The 22,438-nt window shown below is 30.1% G+C and carries 18 protein-coding genes; 4 read left to right on the top strand and 14 right to left on the bottom strand.

The annotated features are described in order from the left end of the window. Nucleotides 1-45: 45 nt before the first annotated feature. From AAC053_RS02425 to AAC053_RS02415, 3 genes are all read right to left on the bottom strand, one after another. Complete coding sequence (locus AAC053_RS02425; RefSeq protein ID WP_339752325.1) at nt 46-1,725, bottom strand: TonB-dependent receptor; 1,680 nt, start codon at nt 1,723-1,725, stop codon at nt 46-48. Nucleotides 1,726-1,803: 78 nt separating this feature from the next. Next, complete coding sequence (locus tag AAC053_RS02420) at nt 1,804-2,301, bottom strand: gliding motility-associated C-terminal domain-containing protein (RefSeq protein WP_339752322.1); 498 nt, start codon at nt 2,299-2,301, stop codon at nt 1,804-1,806. A 101-nt stretch (nt 2,302-2,402) separates the two neighbouring features. After that, the gene (locus AAC053_RS02415; protein ID WP_339752320.1) at nt 2,403-5,423 is read right to left on the bottom strand and encodes a tetratricopeptide repeat protein; all 3,021 of its coding nucleotides are present in this window, start codon (nt 5,421-5,423) and stop codon (nt 2,403-2,405) included. 218 nt (nt 5,424-5,641) lie between these two features. Here AAC053_RS02415 and AAC053_RS02410 point away from each other — a divergent pair, with 218 nt between their 5' ends. From AAC053_RS02410 to AAC053_RS02400, 3 genes are read left to right on the top strand one after another with little or no spacing between them, the layout of a single operon-like run. Then, nucleotides 5,642-6,325 carry an ATP-binding cassette domain-containing protein gene (locus tag AAC053_RS02410; protein ID WP_339752316.1) on the top strand — a complete coding sequence of 228 codons (684 nt, stop codon included), beginning with the start codon at nt 5,642-5,644 and terminating at the stop codon, nt 6,323-6,325. Nucleotides 6,326-6,328: 3 nt separating this feature from the next. After that, entirely contained in the window at nt 6,329-7,183 is an 855-nt protein-coding gene (locus tag AAC053_RS02405; protein WP_339752313.1) for a glycosyltransferase, read from the top strand. Continuing rightward, nucleotides 7,183-8,118 carry a glycosyltransferase gene (locus AAC053_RS02400; RefSeq protein WP_339752311.1) on the top strand — a complete coding sequence of 312 codons (936 nt, stop codon included), beginning with the start codon at nt 7,183-7,185 and terminating at the stop codon, nt 8,116-8,118. Before AAC053_RS02405 ends, AAC053_RS02400 begins: the two co-directional genes overlap by 1 nt. Here AAC053_RS02400 and AAC053_RS02395 read toward each other — a convergent pair. Then, on the bottom strand, nt 8,104-8,514 hold the full coding sequence (locus AAC053_RS02395; RefSeq protein WP_339752308.1) for an FdtA/QdtA family cupin domain-containing protein: 411 nt from the start codon (nt 8,512-8,514) through the stop codon (nt 8,104-8,106). The two genes, AAC053_RS02400 and AAC053_RS02395, sit on opposite strands and share 15 nt — an antisense overlap. Continuing rightward, nucleotides 8,507-9,598, bottom strand: coding sequence for a glycosyltransferase (locus tag AAC053_RS02390; protein ID WP_339752306.1), 1,092 nt, complete (start codon nt 9,596-9,598; stop codon nt 8,507-8,509). The genes AAC053_RS02395 and AAC053_RS02390 overlap by 8 nt, the downstream gene beginning before the upstream one ends. Nucleotides 9,599-9,633: 35 nt before the next feature. On the opposite strand from AAC053_RS02390, the gene AAC053_RS02385 reads away from it, so the two are divergent. Next, entirely contained in the window at nt 9,634-10,779 is a 1,146-nt protein-coding gene (locus AAC053_RS02385) for a glycosyltransferase (protein ID WP_339752304.1), read from the top strand. Nucleotides 10,780-10,927: 148 nt separating this feature from the next. On the opposite strand, the gene AAC053_RS02380 is transcribed toward AAC053_RS02385, so the two are convergent. The 9 genes from AAC053_RS02380 to typA all read right to left on the bottom strand — a co-directional run bounded on the left by AAC053_RS02380 (nt 10,928) and on the right by typA (nt 22,307). Then, nucleotides 10,928-11,641, bottom strand: a complete 714-nt coding sequence (locus AAC053_RS02380) for a phytanoyl-CoA dioxygenase family protein (protein ID WP_339752302.1) — start codon at nt 11,639-11,641, stop codon at nt 10,928-10,930. Between the two features lie 112 nt (nt 11,642-11,753). Then, a complete protein-coding gene (locus AAC053_RS02375) occupies nt 11,754-13,049 on the bottom strand; it encodes an O-antigen translocase (RefSeq protein ID WP_339752300.1) in 1,296 nt (431 codons plus the stop codon). A gap of 10 nt (nt 13,050-13,059) precedes the next feature. After that, nucleotides 13,060-14,370, bottom strand: a complete 1,311-nt coding sequence (locus AAC053_RS02370) for an O-antigen translocase (protein ID WP_339752298.1) — start codon at nt 14,368-14,370, stop codon at nt 13,060-13,062. Then, complete coding sequence (locus tag AAC053_RS02365) at nt 14,371-15,468, bottom strand: DegT/DnrJ/EryC1/StrS family aminotransferase (protein ID WP_339752295.1); 1,098 nt, start codon at nt 15,466-15,468, stop codon at nt 14,371-14,373. It abuts the gene before it with no gap. A gap of 239 nt (nt 15,469-15,707) precedes the next feature. Then, nucleotides 15,708-16,625: a GNAT family N-acetyltransferase gene (locus AAC053_RS02360; protein ID WP_339752292.1), complete on the bottom strand. Its 918-nt coding sequence runs from the start codon at nt 16,623-16,625 to the stop codon at nt 15,708-15,710. A gap of 338 nt (nt 16,626-16,963) precedes the next feature. Beyond that, on the bottom strand, nt 16,964-17,557 hold the full coding sequence (locus tag AAC053_RS02355) for an HAD family hydrolase (RefSeq protein ID WP_339752290.1): 594 nt from the start codon (nt 17,555-17,557) through the stop codon (nt 16,964-16,966). A 5-nt stretch (nt 17,558-17,562) separates the two neighbouring features. Beyond that, a complete protein-coding gene (locus AAC053_RS02350; RefSeq protein WP_339752288.1) occupies nt 17,563-19,314 on the bottom strand; it encodes a hypothetical protein in 1,752 nt (583 codons plus the stop codon). A gap of 9 nt (nt 19,315-19,323) precedes the next feature. After that, nucleotides 19,324-20,289: a UbiA prenyltransferase family protein gene (locus AAC053_RS02345; protein ID WP_339752286.1), complete on the bottom strand. Its 966-nt coding sequence runs from the start codon at nt 20,287-20,289 to the stop codon at nt 19,324-19,326. A gap of 218 nt (nt 20,290-20,507) precedes the next feature. After that, nucleotides 20,508-22,307: a translational GTPase TypA gene (gene typA, locus AAC053_RS02340; RefSeq protein WP_339752283.1), complete on the bottom strand. Its 1,800-nt coding sequence runs from the start codon at nt 22,305-22,307 to the stop codon at nt 20,508-20,510. Between the last annotated feature and the right edge of the window lie 131 nt (nt 22,308-22,438).

Here is a 22,438-nt window from a genome sequence, read left to right as displayed (position 1 = left end):
AATCTATATTGAGATCCTGAAACAAGTTCAGAATGACAATGCGTGTCAAAAATCAAACTGATAAGTGGCTCCAGCTAAAAACTGAATCCCTTGCACAGGGAAATTTAACCAACGCTGATAATTTTGATTAGCAATATTATTCACTTTAGCAAAAGCAGAAAGCTGATCGTTAACCTTATAACCTACATGTGCGTTAGCATCGAAATAGCTATCTAAGGTTATTGTCGTTGGTGGCTCAAATATTAAAGTACCAACAATTGAACTTTGGTCTTTTCGTTCACCAACAAAAAAGGCACTTGCGCCAGCATACCATTGTTCAGAAATCTGGAAATCTAAGAATATAGAACCTGTAATATCTGGTAAATTCCATGCTTCAGCTTGTGTATCTGTATTATAACTAAAATATTCACCTTTAAAACCTAAAGTGAAATTTCTATTGACATCAATGTTTAATTCTCCAGCAACTGAAAAGGTCGTAACGTCATCGTAAACCACACCAAACGAATTTCCGTATTGATAGTTCTCTGTAGCGAAGGTTTGTGCATCATTAACCTTATAAAGCGCTTTTCCATTCTCTGCGTAATAATTTCCCTTAATGTTATAACTCACATTATTAGACAGCTTTCCTTTTAAACCTACGAAACCTTTGTAAGCTTGATCTGTTGGTTCAACAAACAAGGTTGGAGATACAAATGGGTTTTCATTAGCAAAATCGTAATATGAATTCTGAATTAAGTCTCCTTTAATACCACCATAAGCGATTAAAATTTCATCAACTAAACGATATGACGCTTCAATATTTGGGTAAATAAAGAACTTGTTATCACTTAATTCGGTATTATTTAAATAAACTAATTTTAAACCCAAATCTACTGTTAAATCATCTTGTGTTAATTGATATGATGGTGCTAAACCGAATATTATATTACCATATTTAAGTTCACCACTTCCGCTAAAATCCTTATCAAAACTTCCACCTATATAATCGATATTAAATTCCGTATTTATTTCTTCACTTTTTATAGGAACACTAAAACTTGTCTTGGCTATAAATCGATTTTCTCCTGAATCTTGATCGTCGCCAAAACGTCTAAAAAGCACACTTCCATCTTTTATAATAGCATCATCAAACTTTAGTTTTCCACCTATATTAAAACTATTAAATGAATGACCAGGATCAATCGCATCAGCTTCTGCTTGTCCGAAGTAATTTTGAGGTAAGCCATACCAATTATAAGTTTGCAAATCGAAACCAGCATCTATTTTCCATGAGAAGTTTCTTAACTTTTGAGAGTAATATGCATTTAAACTTGTTTTGGTAAAATCATCATCTAAAAGCAAGTCTTCAATTCCTCCTGCAGACGAATGATGGCTAAAATAGCCACCAACATTTTCTGTACTACTCAACTCATGATTTAAATAGATTTCACCTAAAATCGTAGTGTAAGATCCAACACCTAAAGACGCATAGTTGTCGTATAATTTCACAGCTTTAGCCTTATCTACTTTTGCAGCTCTTCCTTTTGCAGGTGTAAACGTAGATGCTACAGGAATTGAAAAAATATTGTATTTCACTTCCTTTTTCTTCACTGTATTAGAATCCGTCAATTTCGGTGTGTCTTTAATTTTAAAGGCATCTGAAATTGTTGGAGTGTATGGTTTTATCACATTTACAACTTGGTCGTCAATGGTATCTTTGGTTCGCTCTTGGGCATTGACGAACATGATACTATTTGATATTATGATTATAAAAATTAAAAACTTGATTTTCATAGTATTTGATTTGATTGAATCTATTTCATTCTATAAACCTGTTAATATTGGATCGAATTCTCCTTGTTGTAAAGGTTCACATTCAGCAAAATTTTGTTCTATTACAGGATTATTTGTAAACAAACAGAAAAAGCCTGACTTAGAAAAGGTCTGCTCATTCTCAACGATAACTTTGTACTTATATGTTCCATCTGGCATACCTTCAACACCGAACTCACCATAAGGTACATTTGGAAAAAGTTCATTTAAGTCACTGCCATAATCATTGCTTTCAAAAACAACCTCGTCTTCATTGTTGTAAATAGTAACAATATGATTACTGTAGAACTCAATGTTTTCGATTTGCAATCGATCATTAAATGCATCATTATTTGGTGTAAATAAATTGTCCACTACAATTTCTCCTTCCGATTGATCCAGATTATCAACATCTGGTCCAAATGCAGGCTCACCTGAACAACAAGCGGCAAACACATCTTCGTCTTGATTGTTATCGTCATTTCCACATGAGGTGAGTGAAATCGACATTATTATAATTAAGAAAAATAGTATGTTGTTTTTATAGTTTTTCATTACTTCAATATTGGTATTGGATTTTCGACTATGAGATCCCTTTTTTCAAAGGGATTTTAGTTATCATCAGTCTCAATAGATGAATTTGTCTTCGCTTCTTCAGCTTTTATTTTATTTAATTCTGTAGTTGCTTCTTCTACCACATCATCAAAATCCGGGAAATTAGAAATCACACTTTCTAAAATGTAGGTCGCTTGAAACGCATCACCTAAAGCGTAGAAGTTCTTTGCCATAACCACTAGACCTTTTGCGCTATAATATTTATAACTGCTATAATCTTTAGCTAGTTTCTGAATCTTTGTATTAGAAGCTTCAAATTTCCCGTCTTTATTTTTGAAATAAGCATTGTAGAATAAAGCTTCTGCAGCCACACTACCAGTTGCTGTTTTTTCTAAATCGGCATATGCGCTTTTTGCCTTCGCTTCATTGCCAGTTTTAATAGCAGAACGTGCAATGGTTATTTTAGCATCACTCTTTACTTTAGTATCTAAATTAGAATTGGTCAATACCTTATCTGCATAATTTTGTGCAGCAGAATAATCTTCAGTTTGATAATAGGCATTCATTAAATTAGATTGAGCGTATAAAACGTTTTGAGGATAGTCAGCTTCTTCTAAAGCCTTTAATACAGGAATTGCCTTAGACCAATTAGAATTGTTTAAATAAATCTCACATAACTTTACTGTAGCCTGTTCTGTGTATTCACTTTTTGAAGCCTCTACAACATATTTATAATGTGGTTGTGCATTATCAAACAAATCCTTTTTATAATATAATTGTGCTAAGTAGAAATGTGATTTTAAGACGTGAATTCCTCTTGGAAATTGATTGAGATACTTATTAAATTGACGAATCGCTTTATCTGTATCGTTATCTAAATAGGGTTTTTCTGCAGATAAATACATAGTGTTATCTAATTCTACATCTGTAACCTCAACATAATCTAATGTTCTTACCCAAGCTGCATATTCATCTACCTTACCTAAATCGATATAAATTAATCGTGCTGTAGAAACGGCTTGAACAGCTTCACCTGTTCCTGGAAAATCCTTAGCTACTTTTTTAAACTTATTAAGCGCTCGTTCATTATCATTTCCGTTGTAGTAAACCAATCCTTGACGCAATAACGCTTTAGATGTAAACGCACTTCTTCTGTATTCAGAATTTAATCGATCATACATCTGCATCGCTTTATCTGTATCGTTAGCTTTTACATAAGAATTTGCCAATGCATACATGGCATCATCTCGTAATGCTGATTTAGGATATCCTTCTATAAAGGTTTTTAATTCTGATATTTTAGCAGAACTCTTTCCTAAATAACCTTGACTCATCGCTTTTTGAAACGCTGCATAATCCGTTTCAATCTCATTAATCTGAATCGCTTTATTGTAAGCGCTAATAGCACTTTGATATTTACTAGATACAAAATAACCATCTGCTAATCTTAAGTAAGCATCATTTCTACGTAGTCTATCACTTGAATTCTTATCTATAAATTTTTGAAAATAACTTGAAGCATTCAAATAATCTTTCAACTTAAAATAGGTGTAAGCTAAGTTATAATTTAAGTTTTCATTTTCTTGTAAACTTGAAGCTTCTGCTAATCCATTAAATTGTTTAAAGCCAATTAATGCATCGTTATAATTGGTTAGGTTATATTCGGTTTCAGCTTTCCAAAAAGTTGCTTTCGCTACAAAAATAGGATCTCTTGGTTCTTTTAGTGAACTATTAAATAAAGCTAAGGCTTCATTATACTTCGTTTCGTTATACAATTCAATACCTCTTAAAAAAGCTACTTTTTGATAAGCCACTTTATTTTCAAAACTGTTCTTCCCTTTTAAAAGAACTAAGGCTTCTTTGTAGTTTTTTGAAGTGATGTAAGAATCAATTAATAAAGTCTCAATTTCCTCTTTATAACTTGTTTCAGGGTATTCATCTAAATAACCTGCTAGAACTTGTGGTACTGACTGATAAGGATTACCAATTTCGTAACTAATCTTAGCGTAGTTTAACCAAGCATCTTCTTGAATTTTTGTGTTATAATTCATTTCTGATGCATTTCTGAAGGCATTTAAGGCTTCTTGTTTCTTATCTAAATTAATATAACTTTCGCCTAAATGATAGTAGGCATTTTGAGCAACAGAATTATTACCATCAATAATTTTATTGAATTCTGAAATTGCACTTTCAAAATCATTTTGCTTGTAATAGGCATAACCTAATTGGTAGTAATCTGTATTATTCCATTTTCGTTGCTTGCCTTTGTAATCTTTTAAATAAGGTATAGCTTCTGTATATTTTTGAAGATTAAAATAACTCTCTCCAATAATCTTTGATAATTCAGACTTATCATTAGTATTACTTTTTGGTAATTGCTCTTCAGCTAGTTCAATCGCTTTTTCAAACTTTCCTAATTTGAAGTTTAAGTCGGCTTGATAATAAGATAACTTCTCTTTATACTTTTCATTATCGCTTACCTGGTCAAAGTACACATTGGCTGTATCATAGTCATCACCTTCGTAAGCCATATAACCAATGTAATATTTGGCTTGCGATCCATATTCTTTAGAATTTACAACTCTATTTAGATACTTAGTCGCTTGCTTCTTACTTCTAGTTGAATACAAAGCATAGCCATAATTAAAATTGAATCTATCTTTTTCTGAACGTGCAATACTAATTTCATCTACTTTTTCATACCATTTACGAGCATACGGATATTTTGAGTTTTCGAAATAATAGTCTGCAACATCTAAATAAGCCGTATTTCGCTTTGTGCTTGTCGGATATTCTTCAACAAATTCAGCTATTAAATCGTCTGCGTTTTTTTGGTTTAACCGTACTGCACAATTAGCAATGTAATATGAGCAATCAGATTTTATAGTTACATCATCTGTATTGTATTTAACATCGTCAAATAGAGACTGAGCAGCTTTATATTGCTTGTTATTGTATAAGGTTAAAGCTTTCTGATAGTCTTGTAAATTGCTGGTATAAATTGCTGATTTTTGGGCAATACCAAGTAATGAAAAGGTAAGAAAAACGATGATTAATTGTCTTTTTAAAAATAGCATTAGCTTCGTTTTTTGATTATTATTTATTGATGTTTCAAATATAATTCAATACAAAACCTATAACGGTAGAAATTCTGTATAATTATAAACGAACTTATTAAATGTTAAAATGCCCAATATATTAAATGAATATATTTAGCGTTAATCTATTTAATGTTCATTTGATATTTGATTTTATTAATAATACATTTACACTTATCAAATTCTAAGCCATAAATATGTCTGAAACCGTTTTACAACTTCAAAATGTTACTATATACCAAGGTGAGAGTATGGTGCTTTCTAAGGTAAATTTTGAGATGCAAAAAGGCGATTTTGTTTATCTTATAGGTAAAACAGGAAGCGGAAAAAGTAGTTTTATGAAAACGCTTTATGGCGATTTAGAGTTGACAGAAGGAGAAGGTTCTATTGTCGATTTTAATTTAAGAACCATGAAAGAGAAGGACATTCCGTTTTTAAGACGAAAGCTGGGTATTGTATTTCAGGATTTTAAATTATTACCAGACCGAACAATAAATGGAAATCTAGAATTTGTGCTAAAAGCGACGGGCTGGAAAGAGAAAGAAAAAATAAAAGAGCGTATTGAAACTGTTTTAGAAAAGGTCGCCATGAAAACAAAAGGTTATAAATATCCTCACGAATTATCTGGTGGAGAGCAGCAACGCATTGCTATAGCAAGAGCTTTATTAAATGACCCAGAACTTATTTTAGCAGATGAACCTACAGGTAATCTAGATCCACAAACTAGTATTGAGGTTATGGAAGTGCTGCAAGACATTAATAAAAATGGTAATACTATTTTAATGGCAACACACGATTATGCTTTGCTCCTAAAATATCCGAGTAAAACTTTAAAGTGTGACGAAAACAAAGTGTTTGAGGTTGTACAACGCAAAAGTTAATCTATGCTTTCTATACTTATTCCTTCATACAACTACAATGTCGTAGCATTGGCAAAAATTTTACATAAACAATGTAACTCTTGCCATATTAATTACGAAATATTAGTATATGATGACGGTTCTAAATCTTATCATAATTTACAAAATGCAAACATTAACAACATAGAGAACTGTACCTTTAAAGAATTAGCATCTAATATTGGACGATCGCAAATAAGAAATAAACTAGCAAAAGATTCAAAATTTGAACACCTCTTGTTTTTAGATTGCGACGTTCTTCCCGAACACCCAACCCTTATAGAAAACTATATACATCATATTTCTTCTGATGTTGTATATGGGGGAATTACAAATGAGAAAGAAATACCAAAAAAGCCATATAAATTAAGATGGCTTTACACTAAAAAAAGGGAATACAAATTTATGTGTTCATCAAATTTTTTTATCAAAAAGGAGGTAATGCTAAAAAATTTATTTGATGAAACTATACGGAAATATGGTTACGAAGACGTAATTTTCTTTAAAAATCTAGAAAATAACGCGATTACTATAACTCCTATCAAAAACTCTGTTATTCACTTTAGTAAGGAAAAATCAAAAGTTTACATAAAAAAAATAGAGATTGGCTTAGAGAATCTTAGTTATTTATCATCAACAAACAAGATTGCTCTAAATGATTCTAAAATCTATTATTACTATAATATGTTTTCAAAATTTTATCTTGTTAACTTTATAGCGTTTTGTTTTAAGGCCACTAAAAAACTCATGCTCAAGAATTTTGATTCTTCTTCGCCATCATTGTTCCTTTTTGATTTTTATCGTTTAGGCTTTTTTTGCACCATAAAATCAAAAAAATAATGCCTTATTTCTCTATTATTATTCCTCTCTACAACAAATCTAAATACATAGAAGAAACACTACAAAGCATAATAAATCAAGATTTTTTAGATTTCGAAATCATTGTTGTAGATGATGGTTCCACAGATAACAGCGTCGCTATCGTAAAACGATTTGAAGATAAAAGATTAAGACTCTATCGCCAAGAGAACAAAGGTGTATCAGTAGCAAGGAATAAAGGAATCTCTTACGCTAAAGGAACATATATCGCGTTGTTAGATGCAGATGACATTTGGTACAACAATCATTTAACGGCATTAAAACTTCAAATAATTCAATTTCCAGATGCTGGATTATATTGTAACAATTACGAAATCTATTTAGACGAAAAAACAAAACGAAATGCTAAGTTTAACTTTAGCTATAAAACGGATTGCCTAATAGTGAGAGACTTTTTTACGGCCAGTATTATTAATTCAGTAGCATGGACATCTGCTGTGGGATTTTGTAAAGATAAATTTAATTCTGTTGGTGGATTTGATGCAAATTTAGATACCTCAGAAGATTTAGATCTATGGATTAAATTAGCATTGCGTTATAAAGTTTCTTTTAATCCTAATTTAACGATGTCTTACAGATACTATATTCATGATAGCTTAACAAAAAAAGAGACAAACTTAATTCGTCTCAATTTTATTAATAGTTATAAAACTGAAGAAGCGAAAAACGATGGTCTAAAACGTTATCTCGATATTAACAGGTATGCTTTGGCAATTAGATGTAAAACACTAAAAGAGTTTGATATTTATAAAACTGCTAAAAAACAGATTCTTATTTCAAACTTAAATTTTAAACAAAAACTACTACTCTATTTACCTAGTAATGTTTTGATTGGGTTGAAAAAAATTCAGGCAACCTTAATAAAAAATAACATTTACATATCAGCCTTTAAATGACTTGTAAGTCTCATACTCTCTAATATAATCATCTTCACTAAATTCTGTAGATGCAATGACCAAACAGACAGAACCAGAAGAAAAATTTTCAATCTCACGCCAAATTCCCTTTGGTATATATAATGCTTGATTTGGTTTGTTTAAAGCAATTTTTTTTTTAGCATTACCATCGTTTAAAACAACTTCAAAACTACCACTAAGCGCTATTATTATAGATTCTTGCTTTCTATGTGCGTGCCCTCCTCTAAAACTATCATTTGGCACATCGTATAAATAATAAACGCGTTTCATAGAAAATGGAATTATAGATTTCTCTATAACACCAAGGCTACCACGTTCATCATGTACTTTTGGGATATTTATTAATTGACAATCTTTAATAGTTGTTCTATTCATTTTCTAATAAATTTTGCCATGCTTTAGCAATGACATTAACGTCTAAGTGTTTAACACTAGAAACTGTATTTTCTTTACATTTTTTATATAACGCATCATCGTTTAAAAACGCATTAAATGCATTGGAAAGTGCTAAGATATTATTATTCTCAACTAATATACCATTACTGCTATTCTCAATTATTTCGTTTGGACCAGACGGACAATCTACAGAAACAACTGGTGTCCCAGTAGCCAAAGATTCTATAATACTCATAGGAAAACCTTCATATCTACTGCTCAAAACAGTAAATAAGGCATTGCTTATGTATGGAAATGGATTTGGATGATACGATTTAAAAATAACATCATCTTCTAAATCTAATTCCTTGACAAGATTATTTAAATAGTCATAATCCTCGCCTTTTCCCATAATTATCAACTTTACTTTATTTTGTTTAAGATCAGATGATTTGTAACTCTTAATTAATAACGTTAGGTTTTTTGACTCTTCTTCTAGTCTACCAAAATATAGTATGTACTTATAGTCTAGATCCTCATTGGGCTTGCTAGCTTTAATTTTAATATCCTTTAAATCTATTGGATTATATAGATATTTCACATTCTTAAACCCAAAAGTATCAACTATATTTTCCTTAATTTTTCTACTTACACCTACAAAAGTATTATTGCTTTTATACACCATATTTGACATGGCTTTATTACCAGGAAAGTAATTACTTATATTGTGATTATGCACCATACTTATAACATTGGATGTGTTATAAATCATTCGGTATATCAAAAATTCTTTACTAAAAACGCGTCTGGCTCTATTATCTATAATAGTATTAAAGTTATGTTTTTTAAAAAACATATACATATTCATTAGCTTTTTAAAGTCATTCTTACTTTGTGTTTCTTTTTCTAAGTTATAAAGTTTACCAGAATATTTGTAATCCACACAGTCTTTTGTGGTAAATACATACACATCGTATCCCAAATTATTAAGTATATTTGATAAAGTAGCGCCAAATTTCTCTGTTCCTCCGTTACATAGAGATGTAACAACAATGCAAATTTTTAAATTATTGTGTTTTATCATTAACACTTATCTTTAACACAAATGTAAACATATTAATGAGAGTTTTATTAGTTGGCGAATACAACAAAGCGCAATTAAACATAAAAAAAGGATTAGAATTACTTGGGCATGAAGCTATAGTTGTTGGCACTACAGATGGGTTTAAAAAAGTAGATGTAGATATAGATCTAAAAGATTATTTCAACTCTTTTTTAATTAGAAAATTTCGAATCTTACTCTACAAATTATTTAAAATAGATTTATTTGCTATTTCAATAAAAAAACAAATAAAAGCTAAAAGAAAGCAACTCTCAAATTATGATATTGTACAACTGGTTAATGAAGCTCCTTTTAGCTTTGACAGAAAAAGCCATCATCAAATATTTAATTGGCTTAAAGAATGGAATAATTGCCCATTCTATCTATTATCGTGCGGCTTAGACTACCCAAGTGTCTCTTATGCTTTTGATAAGAAATTTAGATATTCTATACTGACTCCATATTTTGAAAATAAAGGTTCTAAAAAGGACTTTTCACCAGCCCTAAGTTATTTAACTTCTCACCATTTAAAATTACACACACACATTTTCAATAAAATTGAAGGAGTTATTGCTAACGATTTAGATTATCATATTCCGTTAATAGACCATCCTAAATATTTAGGCATGATTCCACATGCCATTGATTTGAGTAAATTAATTTATAAAGCTCCAAAAATTGAAGATAAAATTATCATTTTTCATGGCATTAACACTTACAATTATTACAAAAAAGGAAATGATATTTTTGAAGATGCATTAGCTATTATTTCTCAAAAACATTCAGATAAAGTTGAAATTATAGTTGTTAAAAATTTACCATACAAAGACTATATTAAAAGTTTTGACAAAGCTCACATCTTATTAGACCAAGTATATGCTTACGATCAAGGTTTTAATGCCTTAGAAGCTATGGCAAAGGGTAAGGTTGTGTTTACAGGAGCAGAGCAAGAATGGGAAGATTATTATAACGTAGAAAAAGACACCATTGTAATTAATGCTTTACTTGATGCAGAAGCAATTGCATTAAAATTAGAATGGTTAATTGAAAACCCAGAGAAACTAATAGATATCTCAAAAAAAGCTCGTGAGTTTGTAGAAACACATCACGATCATATTAATTGTGCTAAACAATATTTGAAAAAGTGGTCTTATACCAAATGAAGTTTAAAATGATTGTAATAAATTTGAATTGTATTTTCTTTAGATGAGATATAAAATCTAAGCATAACATAAGTTAGGTTTCTATATTAGATTGAAATATTAAGAAATAGAAACGAATTTAATCGGTTATTTTGAAGTTTATATGGTATTAACATATTACTCTAGGAAATCGTAATTCTAATGAAATCCTTGTATCGTCTTCATTCTGATTTATTGCTGCTCCATGGATTAAAAAAGGCGTGAACAGTAAAGCTTCACCTTCTTTTGGATTTGGCCTGATCATTTGTATTGGCCCATCTTTAGTTTCTAAAATACAAGGCACATAATACACATTACCATTAATTTTAGCTCCTTTACTTTCAGTTCTTAAGATTTCATTTTCTGGCAATAAATGGCTTTCTGGCACTACTGGTAAAGACGATTTTTTGTTACAGCCTTCAATTGGCAACCACACATTTACAATATCTTCCCAATAGCTTAAATATCCATCTCTGTGTGGTGGATTAATATCTAGCGAATTTGGTCTGCTAATTCTAATCTGAATATGCGATTTCTGAAGTTCTTCTACCCAAGACGTTAATTTGTAGCCCAAAATATCACCAAAACGTTTGGCTAGCAAATCGATATCAAAATTAAAATCTGATGTTTCTAAATTTCTAGTAATAGTTACCACCTCATTATGAAGCTCATTAGTCGTAACATATTTATGATAGTCTTTTAATTGAAATATTGAAGAGTCAACTGAAATATTATTATCTTTTAAAGCACCAATAATAATTTGTCGTATAGAATTTTGAAGGTTCTTAAACTCATCACCTTCAAAAGCTTTAACAACACTAAAGCCATCATTTTCCCATAGCATATTAGAAAGTACATTATCTACTTTAGGATATAAAACCTTCGGTTTTCACCAGAAAAATTCACCTTCAACACTGAACTGAAAAGGTTTATTGTCTATATATAAATTGCAGATTTTACGCATTTATTTTGCTCTTATCTTGTTTATTAAAGTACATCCAAACTACTATTGCTACAATGATTAAGTAAATTATATATCTAACAAAATGTGCTATTACAACTCCTTCAGTACCATGGCTCTGAATAAAAAATTTGGAAAGTCCGTAAAATAATGCAAGTGAAATTAATTCAGTAATTACAAAACTCTTAACCATTCGTTTTGCTAAAAACTGATAAGTCAAAACCAATGCTGCCAACCTAATAAAATCACCTAACAACTGCCATTTAAACAAAGGCTCCATGCCTGTAAAATCTGGATAAATAATTTGAATAATATAGTGTCTTAATACATAAACTAGAATCATACCTAAACCAAAGATTGGAAGAATCGATTTATAGATATGTAATACTTCTTTTGTGAATTCTGATTTAGTATGAATACTCGAAAATTTTGGCAGTACATATAAGGTGAATAAACCTGTTGCAAACACCATATAATTTTTTGAGATGAATGTAATTGCTGTCCAATATCCTGCCTCATTAATATTTATTTCATCTTCAACTACCGTTCTGATATCTAACTCTATAAAATTGATTAAAAAAGCAGACACAAAAGACATTAAAGTAAATGCTAGTAATTGATTTTTATAGCTAAGGTTATACTTAATAGTATTAAATCTCACATACTTTTTTAAAGTTTTTCCAAAAATAAAACCCAAGACTATAAGTTGTATTACTGGCGCTAAAGCAATGGCTATTAACACCCCTTTTAAATCGTAAACATAAAGACCAAAAACAAGAGTTGCAGTAACCAATAAGTAACTAATAAGTTCAATTTTTGCATATTTCTTATAATCAGACAACCCACTTATTATGCCATTTATTAATCTCCCAAATGCTATAAAAGGAACAATAATGGCTAACAGTTGAAACACATAAAAAAACTCATTGGAGTTAAAAACATATAAGGACAGAAAATTAGCACCAAAAAATAAAACCGCTGAAGAAAGCAATGACCCAACAAATAGAAAAACAGTTGCTGTAGAAAACAATTTTGATAGCTCGGAATGGTTCTCTTTAAACTCTGCAACATATTTAACAACTCCGCTAAAAGTACCAAGTGTGGATGTACTACTTAACATTGCTAATAAATTACGCATTTGCCCAATATTTGCAATACCAGCTTCACCAACAGTTATGGCTAAAAGACGCTGAATAAAAATAGAAACAATTAATCTAATTGTAATAACAACTGCATTAACTGAAGTAATCTTCAATGCCAGGTTATTACTAATAAATTTTGGAAGTTTCACTTATACAAATTTAATAATTATCAATATTATCATCCGTTATAACACCAAATAAAGAACTGCCAAAAATTAGCAATATTATACCAAAGTGCATAACATAACTTAAACAATAGCCCATTACGGCTCCTTTAAGACCAAAAACATCAATAAGATAGATACTAGAAAAATACATAATAACAAATAAGAACACTTCTAAAATAATAAAGTGTGCAAACATTTTTTTAGCCAAAAACTGATAGGCAATTACCATAGATAGCACACGTATAAAATCTCCTAAAATTTGATATCCAAATAAATTCTCAACAGGTCTAAAATCTTCGGTAAATAGTATAGTAACCAATAATGATCTGCTTAAGTAAATAACTATTAGCATTGCTGCAAATACAGGCATTATAGTCTTATAAAAACTAAACACTTCTTTTCTAAATTCTCTACGCGAATTAATTTCTGCAAAGCGTGGTAAAATATAAAGTGTCATTAAAGAATTTATAAACATTAAATAGTAATCTGAAACGCGTGTCATTGCCGTCCAATAACCTGCTTCTTTAATTCCTATTTCAGCAATTAAATAATTTCTAATAATAATCATTACAATGGGTAGAGCTATTGCAGAAACCAATGCCATAATCATATAAGGACTTAATCTATTCATTATAGCAAAACTTACTTCAGAAATCTTTATAGAAGCCATTAAATTCTTCCTAAACACAATTCCTACTATAGTAATTAATAGATTAAGAGCTGGTGTAATAACTACTGCTACTAAGGCGCCATCAATATTCTCTTGCCATATTAAAAGTAGGGTAACTAATAGTCCTAAAATCTGACCAATAATATTAATAATCAATAATATTTTATACTTAGAAAACCCATTCATTATAGAGAAAGCAAACATATTTAACGCATAGAATGGTAAGACTAGTGCTAATGTCTCAATAATATAAGTGTAGTTATAATTTGTAGAAAAAATTAAATTATTAATAAACTCAGCATTATAATAACATAAAAAAGCCAACGATATAGAAGAGAAAAAACCAAAGTAAAACACAGTAGATAATGTCCTTGTGAGCTCTACTGCATTGTTTTTAAACTGGCTAATAAATTTAACCACTCCTTTGTAAAGACCAGAAATTGCAATAGACTGAATAGCACTTAAAAAGTTCCTTAAATTACCAATAAGCGCCATCCCTTGAGGGCCAATATAGACTGCAATAAACTTAGAAATTAAAATCCCAGCAATAATCTTAACGCTAATATTTGCCGTATTCAAATTTGCGGCCTTTACTAGAACTTCGTTATTTATATAATTAAAAAACTTCTTCAATTAATAGGTGTTTAAAACAGCGATAACAGTTTGCACTTCTTTATCTGTCATTACAGGACTAATTGGCAAACTTATAATTCTTTTATGAATCTTCTCTGTAAGTGACAAATTTAAATGAGAAAATTCTGATAACGCTTTTTGTTGATGCGGAGCAATAGGATAATGACTTAATGATTGAATTTGATGCTGATTTAAAAACTGAATAAAATCGTCTCTATCTTTTACCTCAACAACAAAAGCATAAAACACATGGCTCTGACTATTATTATAAAGCGGCAATTTTATCTTAGAATTTGTGATACCATCTAAATATTGCTTTGCAAGAGTTCTTCTCCTTTGGTTATCCTTATCTAAAGACTTTAATTTTATACTCAAGAATGCAGCTTGCATATCATCTAATCGACTATTGAAACCAATAATTTTATTTTTGTATTTTTCTTCACTACCATAATTGCGCAACAATCTTATGGTTTCGCACAAGTCAGAATCGTTAGTGGTCACAGCACCACCATCACCAAGAGCACCTAAATTCTTACTTGGATAGAAACTAAAAGCTGCTGCATGAGATAAATTTCCTGCTCTACCAAAGTTGCACAAAGCTCCATGCGCTTGTGCTGCATCTTCAATTAAAAGTAAATTATGTTCCTTTGCTATTTTGTTTAAGCCCATAACATCAGCTAGTTGCCCATACAAATGAACCATTACAATGGCCTTAACATCACTTTGAAGATGCTCTCTTACAACATTAGAAGATAAGTTATAAGTATCTAGGTTTGGCTCAACCAAAACCGGAACTAATTCCGCATGTAAAACAGACAAAATTGTAGCTATAAACGTATTTGCAGGTACAATGACTTTATCACCTTTGTTAAGTTTTCCAAGTTGAATGTAACCTTTTAGAATAAGTGTTAACGCATCTAATCCGTTTGCTGTTCCTACACAATGCTTGGTTTCGCAATACTCTGCAAATTCATTTTCGAAACTGGTAACGTTATGTCCTAATATAAAATGCGAATCGTCTAGCGATTTGCTAAACGCAGATTGCAATTGGTTTCTAAAACGTTGATTGATTTTATTTAGATCTAAAAACTTAATCATAATTTTGAATTTTGAAATACCTAGAGATCTCTTAATGTTTTTTTTCTATATCTAATTTAAAATTACGTTGTGGTATTAATTTAACTCCAGAACTTTCAATCCAAAAAAATAAACCTCTGAAATATAAAACAACAATTGGTTAAATAAAAATTATGATAACTAGATTTCAAAAATCTTCAAGATGCTCTATTTAAACAATATTAAATCATCACTTATTTAGATAAATATGAAAAATAGTATTATGTTTTAGGTATATCTAATGTTTTATGAACAAATGTTTCTACAAGGTAGGTATTTACAGTATGGCTTCTTGCACCACAGCTTTCTTTCCAAAAAATTAGTCCTTCATTAATTTTTTTCCCGTTGGCTTCACTAGAAATATTGAAATCGAAATAGCGCTTATCATCACACATCTTATTGATAATATAATCATAAGCGAGGTCAAGACTTCCATAGGCATTTTTATCTGCATTACCAGACACATATTGAGGATGCACAGTTGTTTCAGTTAAAAACACTGTTGTCCCAGCAACGACTTTACCTTCTTTATAGATATTTATTTGCTTAATATTATTAGGAAAACGAGAGGCAAGTAATTCAATTTCTTCTAAAGAATGTACAGGTTTAATACCGTGTTTTATATTTAAGTTTGGTATTAAAACAGTATTCCAAAAATCTTTAAAATTTGTGTCCTCCTTCAATTCAAGATCAGATCGCAATGCTTTATTAATGCCTTCCCTTCTGTTTTTCTGAAAACTTATTTGCTCTGCGTAATCAATAATCATCAGCACATCTTTTTTTAATAATTGTGCGTTAGCTTTATAAAGAAAATAATCTAGCTCATCTGCTGGTATCTTATTGTAAAATGTCGGTATCACTTTTATTTCCAATAGGTTTATGCCTTCTGTTTCATAGAAAGCAAGCATTGCCTTAAATGCTTCAAAAGCGTAGAAAAATTTCGCCTTGTCTTGTAGTATAAAACTCCCGTAAGTTAACCCTTGGTGAGAAATAACCTTATCACCCACAACATTTGCAGGAAGCAATGCGTAAAGTTCTTTATCTCTGTACACCATTACTGAAAAGTCTATAAACCTATCATAGTGATAGTCCATAAAATCTCTCTGAAACAAGAATGTTGCATTCTTTGCCTTTTTCACAAACACATCCCATTCAGGTTGCAAGTCTGTTTGATATTTTTTTACTGAAAAAATGATATTAGTTATTTAGTTTATGACCAAAGTAAATAAAAACTATTAATTCAGTTTATTTACTTTGGGTTATTATTTAAAAAGAAAGCTTAAAAAACCTAATATGTTGATGTGATAATTTATAAAGTCTTTTTGTTTCAAAGAGGTGTCTTGGTAGTTTTTTTAAGACAAAACTACTCCATGCATTCTTACCTGAAGACTTGTATGTTTTGACTATAAACTGTTGAATTATGCTAAATATGAGATTTATTTTACCTTACTATACATCTTACGTCTATATAATGATTTCAGCTTAGTGTTTTGTAAAATACCTTATCCGCAATTTTCATTAAAGCTTTATCTCCATTTGTATCTCCATAAACCGTAAGGTAGTATTCTTTAATATTAGGATATTTCTGTAATAATCGATTTACTTTTTCTTCCTTATTACAGTTTAGGGAACTGAATCTACCAGTTAAATTACCTCTACTATCTATTTCGATTTGTGTTGCCAGAACAGTTTCTATTCCATTAGCAATTGCCCAAGGTTGTATCCAATTTTCAATTGAAGCACTAACAATAAGTATTTTACATTGATTCTTAAGATGCTTTTCTATTGTGGATTTGGCATCATCACGTAGCATATAATTTATTGGTTCAATAAAGTTATTGCAGTATTCTTTAAATTTTATTTTTGGTAAGCCTTTATAAAAATGGCTAAATATTTTTTCCTTGGCTTTATGAGTTGATATCAACTTTAGTTTTGAGAGATACCAAACAACACCTATGTAAGGAAGACTAAGATAAAAATTAGCCTTCCCTTTTGAAAACTTTATAAATTCTATAAACGAATCTTTCTTAGTTAAGGTTCCATCAAAATCAAAGGCTACAACTCGTTTCATAACTATTAATTGGTGCTTTTAGGTTTGTAAATATTGAAATGAGTATTGCTCCAAACGATTTCATAGTTATTACGTTGCAAAAAATTATTCATTGCAATAACACGTCCTTTATTATATCTATAATTTTCTTCTTTATCTTCTGACATGTAATCTAAAATAGGTTCAGAAAATGCAACTATAGTTTCGAATTTTTGTTGAACTACAATTGGTAATATTCCTATTTCTTCTTCTGCCCTATCCAATTGTTTTTTAAACATAACACCATCATAAACCCAAACCCATGAATTAAACATATAAGGTTTCGTTTCCGTAAGAAAATTTATCATTGGAATTTTGTCATAGGCTAACAAATAGTCGTTTTTATTCACATATTGTTTAAGTACTGGTAATAACTCATTGAATATTTGTGCTCTTTTCTTAGTGGTAAAAACACCTTTAGCAAGATCATTATTTATAGGATATGTTTTATGAAATCGATTGCCCAAATCAAAGTAAGATTCATTAGAAATTTTATATGCTTTAAGTAGAAAAAAGCTAGTAATCATAACTGGTAACACTTTAGTTAACCCTAATTTATTAAAGGACAAATTCTTAACTTCCCAGTTAAAATTTATTTCTAATACATAAAGAAATAATGGTAATGCAACCCATACACTTACATAACCTACATTGTGAATTCCACCATCACTTCCTAATGGCAAAAACAGCATCATTATTAGAGCTAATAGACTTAATACTTTATAATTTAGTTTCACTTTTTTCATTAATAGTAAACTCATACATCCAAAAAGACTGAATGCATACAATGAATAAATGGTATAAACCCTAAAAACTAATACAAAAAGTACTATACCTAAAATGTACCAAATGAATTTTGAAAATCTATATCTAAATAGTAGCTTTCGAGTTGAAATTAAAATCACAAATGCTACAATTATTTTTAAAAACATCTTAATGACTAAAACATAATCCTTTACATATACGGAAAGAAGTCTAGAAAAATTATGGTTACTCCCTGTATTTTTTCCTTTGTCTAATATTCCAATGATCGCATTATGCATAATATCTAAATGCCCTAAAGACACTAATACTAAATACATAATTACAAAACCAAGCAGAGCACCAAAGACATAATATATAGCTTGTTTAAACCAGTATTTAAAACTTAAAGTTTTATTCCACAAAAACTGAGCTGGAAATACTAGACTAAATGCAAAAAGCGTAATATTTGGAAGCCTAGAGAAGACATTAATTGCTGTTAAACATCCCGCAATTACTATAAAAGACAAGTTGTTTTTACTTAGACCTTTCAATAAAAACAAAATTGTAAGCACTGCAAGCAAACTCGATAAATGATTGTAATAAAATGCCAGATAACCAAAATCATTAACAAAGAGAACCATTAACAAACCAATGACAACAACACTTTTAGAGATATATTTAATTAATATTTTATATGAAAAGACAAAGGTCATAACAATACATAACATTGCTAAAATTCTAAAAGATAATATACCGCCTTGAGGAAATAACGCATACCATAATCCACCAACTATACCAGTAAGGTAAAAGGCAAAATTATATTCTACAGTTTCTGGATGATTAAAAAAATGTTGGTAGAAAGTCATATACCAACCTTCGTCAACGACATCAAAACCTTGTAGTGCTAACAAAAACATAATAACTATAATAAAACCTACAACTATGCCTAGTGTGTGTTTTTTATAAATTTCTGAAAGTTTTTGAGATAAATTCACAATTAAATATTATACATATATGATAATATAAAAACTAATAATCCAACCTGCTACAATGAGTTGCAGAGGAAAATCTTTTAGCAATATTTTTGTAGGATTGACATAACTATGTCTCAATTTTATCAACTTATTATATCTAAACAATCCTAAAACTACAAAAATAGATGTTAGCCATATATAACTGCTATTAAATTGCATCTTGATTTCCGGTGAAAACGAATAAGCTAAATACAAAATAATTATTAACAACGATAGAGTCTTTAAGGTGGTATCGAGAAATTTGAGCGAATATTTATTAATGTTCTTTCGTACCAAAACCTTTTCTTCTAAGTATATAATCAATTCATCTCTGCGTTTAGCAAAGGCAAGAAAAAGAGCCAATAAAACTACCATTATTATGATCCAATGAGATAACTCAGTACTGGTTGCAACACCACCTGCTAATAGTCTTAAAACAAAGCTAGTTGCTATTAAAATGACATCAAGAACAATAATTTGCTTAAAAATAAGTGTGTATAAAATGTTGATAATAAAATAACTTACTAATACCCACAACAAACCAAATTCACTAAAAAAATAAGGCAATAAAAAGCCCAATACAACACAAACTGAAAGACATATTTTAGCTTCTCTTTTAGAAATTACGCCACTTGCGATTGGTCTGTTTTTTTTCGTTTTATGGCTTTTATCAAACTCTACATCAATAATATCATTAAAACAATAAATAGCACTCGCAACAAATGAAAATGATATAAACGCAATACTAGCTTGAAAAAGACTATCATAAGAAACAAACTGCTTATTAAAAAACATGGGAAGAAAAACAAAGAGATTTTTAATCCATTGTTGAATTCTTATTAGTGTGATAAAATAAGACAGTTTGGTTAACCTATACTGCATTGCCAAGAATTGGTAGATAAGTGATAAAAATATAGAAATTAAGGCAGAGTATATAGTAGTTATTAATAATACCAATTAAAATATCTAGTTGCCTTCTACACAAATTGTCTTTTTATCTAATTAATGAACATACAAAAAATCGAACAAAACATTCAATTATTTATAGTTTATGGTTATTATTAGATAACTGTTTTGAGTTTTCAAAAAAAAAAGTAACCTTAGTTCTATCGAAACAAAAAAGAGAAACACTTTTCAGTATTTCTCTTTTCTAATTTATAATTATAAAATCTAATTTACATATTCTTATTACGCTTACGATCTACTTCACTTAAATAAATCTTACGTAATCTTATGTGGTTTGGTGTTACCTCAACATACTCATCTTTTTGTATATATTCTAAGGCTTCTTCTAAACTAAACTTAATTGCAGGAACAATCTTAGCTTTATCATCAGCACCAGACGAACGTACGTTACTCATCTTTTTAGTTTTGGTAACGTTAACTGCCATATCATCACCACGAGAATTTTCTCCAATCACCTGACCACCATAAATATCTTCACCAGGATTTACAAAAAACTTACCTCTATCTTGTAATTTATCAATAGAATAAGGAATTGCCTGTCCATTTTCCATAGATACTAAAGATCCATTTTGACGTTCTGGAATCCCACCTTTCATAGGTAAATATTCCTTAAAACGGTGTGCCATTATAGCCTCACCTGCAGTTGCTGTTAAAAGCTGGTTTCTTAAACCTATGATTCCTCGAGATGGTACTAAAAATTCACATACCATTCGATTGCCTTTAGCTTCCATACTTAACATATCACCCTTACGCATTGTTACCATTTCAATTGCTTTACCCGAAACGTGCTCTGGTAAATCAATTGTCATTTCTTCAAAAGGCTCACATTTTACACCATCAATTTCTTTAATGATTACTTGTGGCTGACCAATCTGAAGTTCATAACCTTCGCGACGCATCGTTTCAATTAAAACCGATAGGTGTAATACACCACGACCAAAAACCATAAATTTATCAGCACTATCAGTTTCTTCAACCCTAAGTGCTAAATTCTTTTCTAACTCTTTAGTTAATCTATCTTTAATATGACGAGACGTAACATACTTTCCATCCTTACCGAAGAAAGGCGAATCGTTAATTGTAAATAACATGCTCATCGTTGGCTCATCGATGGCAATTGTTTTAAGTCCTTCAGGATTTTCTATATCAGCAACAGTATCACCAATTTCAAAACCTTCTAAACCTACAATCGCACAAATATCACCTGTTTGCACTTCTTCAACTTTTTTTCGTCCTAAACCTTCAAACGTATGTAATTCTTTAATTTTACTTTTTACAATTGAACCATCTCTTTTTACTAAAGAAATTTGTTGATTCACTTTTAAGCCTCCACGTGTTAAACGACCAATTGCAATTCGACCAGTAAATGATGAAAAATCTAATGATGTTATTAACATCTGTGTTGTTCCTTCTTCAATTTTAGGTTCTGGAATATGCTCAATAACCATATCTAATAATGGTTCTACATTTTCAGTTTCATTTTTCCAATCATCACTCATCCAGTTATTCTTTGCAGAGCCATATACTGTAGGGAAATCTAATTGCCATTCTTCAGCACCTAATTCAAACATTAAATCAAACACTTTTTCATGTACTTCGTCTGGTGTACAGTTTTCCTTATCTACTTTATTGATAACTACACAAGGTTTCAAACCTAGGTCGATCGCTTTTTGTAAAACGAAACGTGTTTGAGGCATTGGACCTTCAAAAGCATCAACTAAAAGTAAAACACCATCAGCCATATTTAAAACACGCTCAACTTCTCCACCAAAATCGGCGTGACCAGGTGTATCAATAACGTTAATCTTAGTGTCTTTATATACAACAGAAACGTTTTTTGATGTAATTGTAATACCACGTTCGCGTTCTAAATCGTTATTATCTAGAATTAAATCTCCAGTGTTTTCATTCTCACGAAATAACTGACAGTGATACATGATTTTATCTACCAAAGTAGTCTTGCCGTGATCGACGTGTGCAATAATTGCAATATTTTTAATATTAGCCATAATATATGCTGATTTTAAGCGCGCAAAGGTACATTTTATTATTTTTACTTCGTTAATTATATGTTATAATTTAATCTCCAGACAATTTGAGTTTGTATCTTCCGTTATTGAATTGATTAATAGTAAAAAGC

This window comes from uncultured Winogradskyella sp. (assembly GCF_963975125.1).
In the GTDB taxonomy this organism is placed as follows: domain Bacteria; phylum Bacteroidota; class Bacteroidia; order Flavobacteriales; family Flavobacteriaceae; genus Winogradskyella.
The sequence above is the reverse complement of the archived record's forward strand: the minus strand, read 5'-3'. Positions and strand labels throughout refer to the sequence as shown.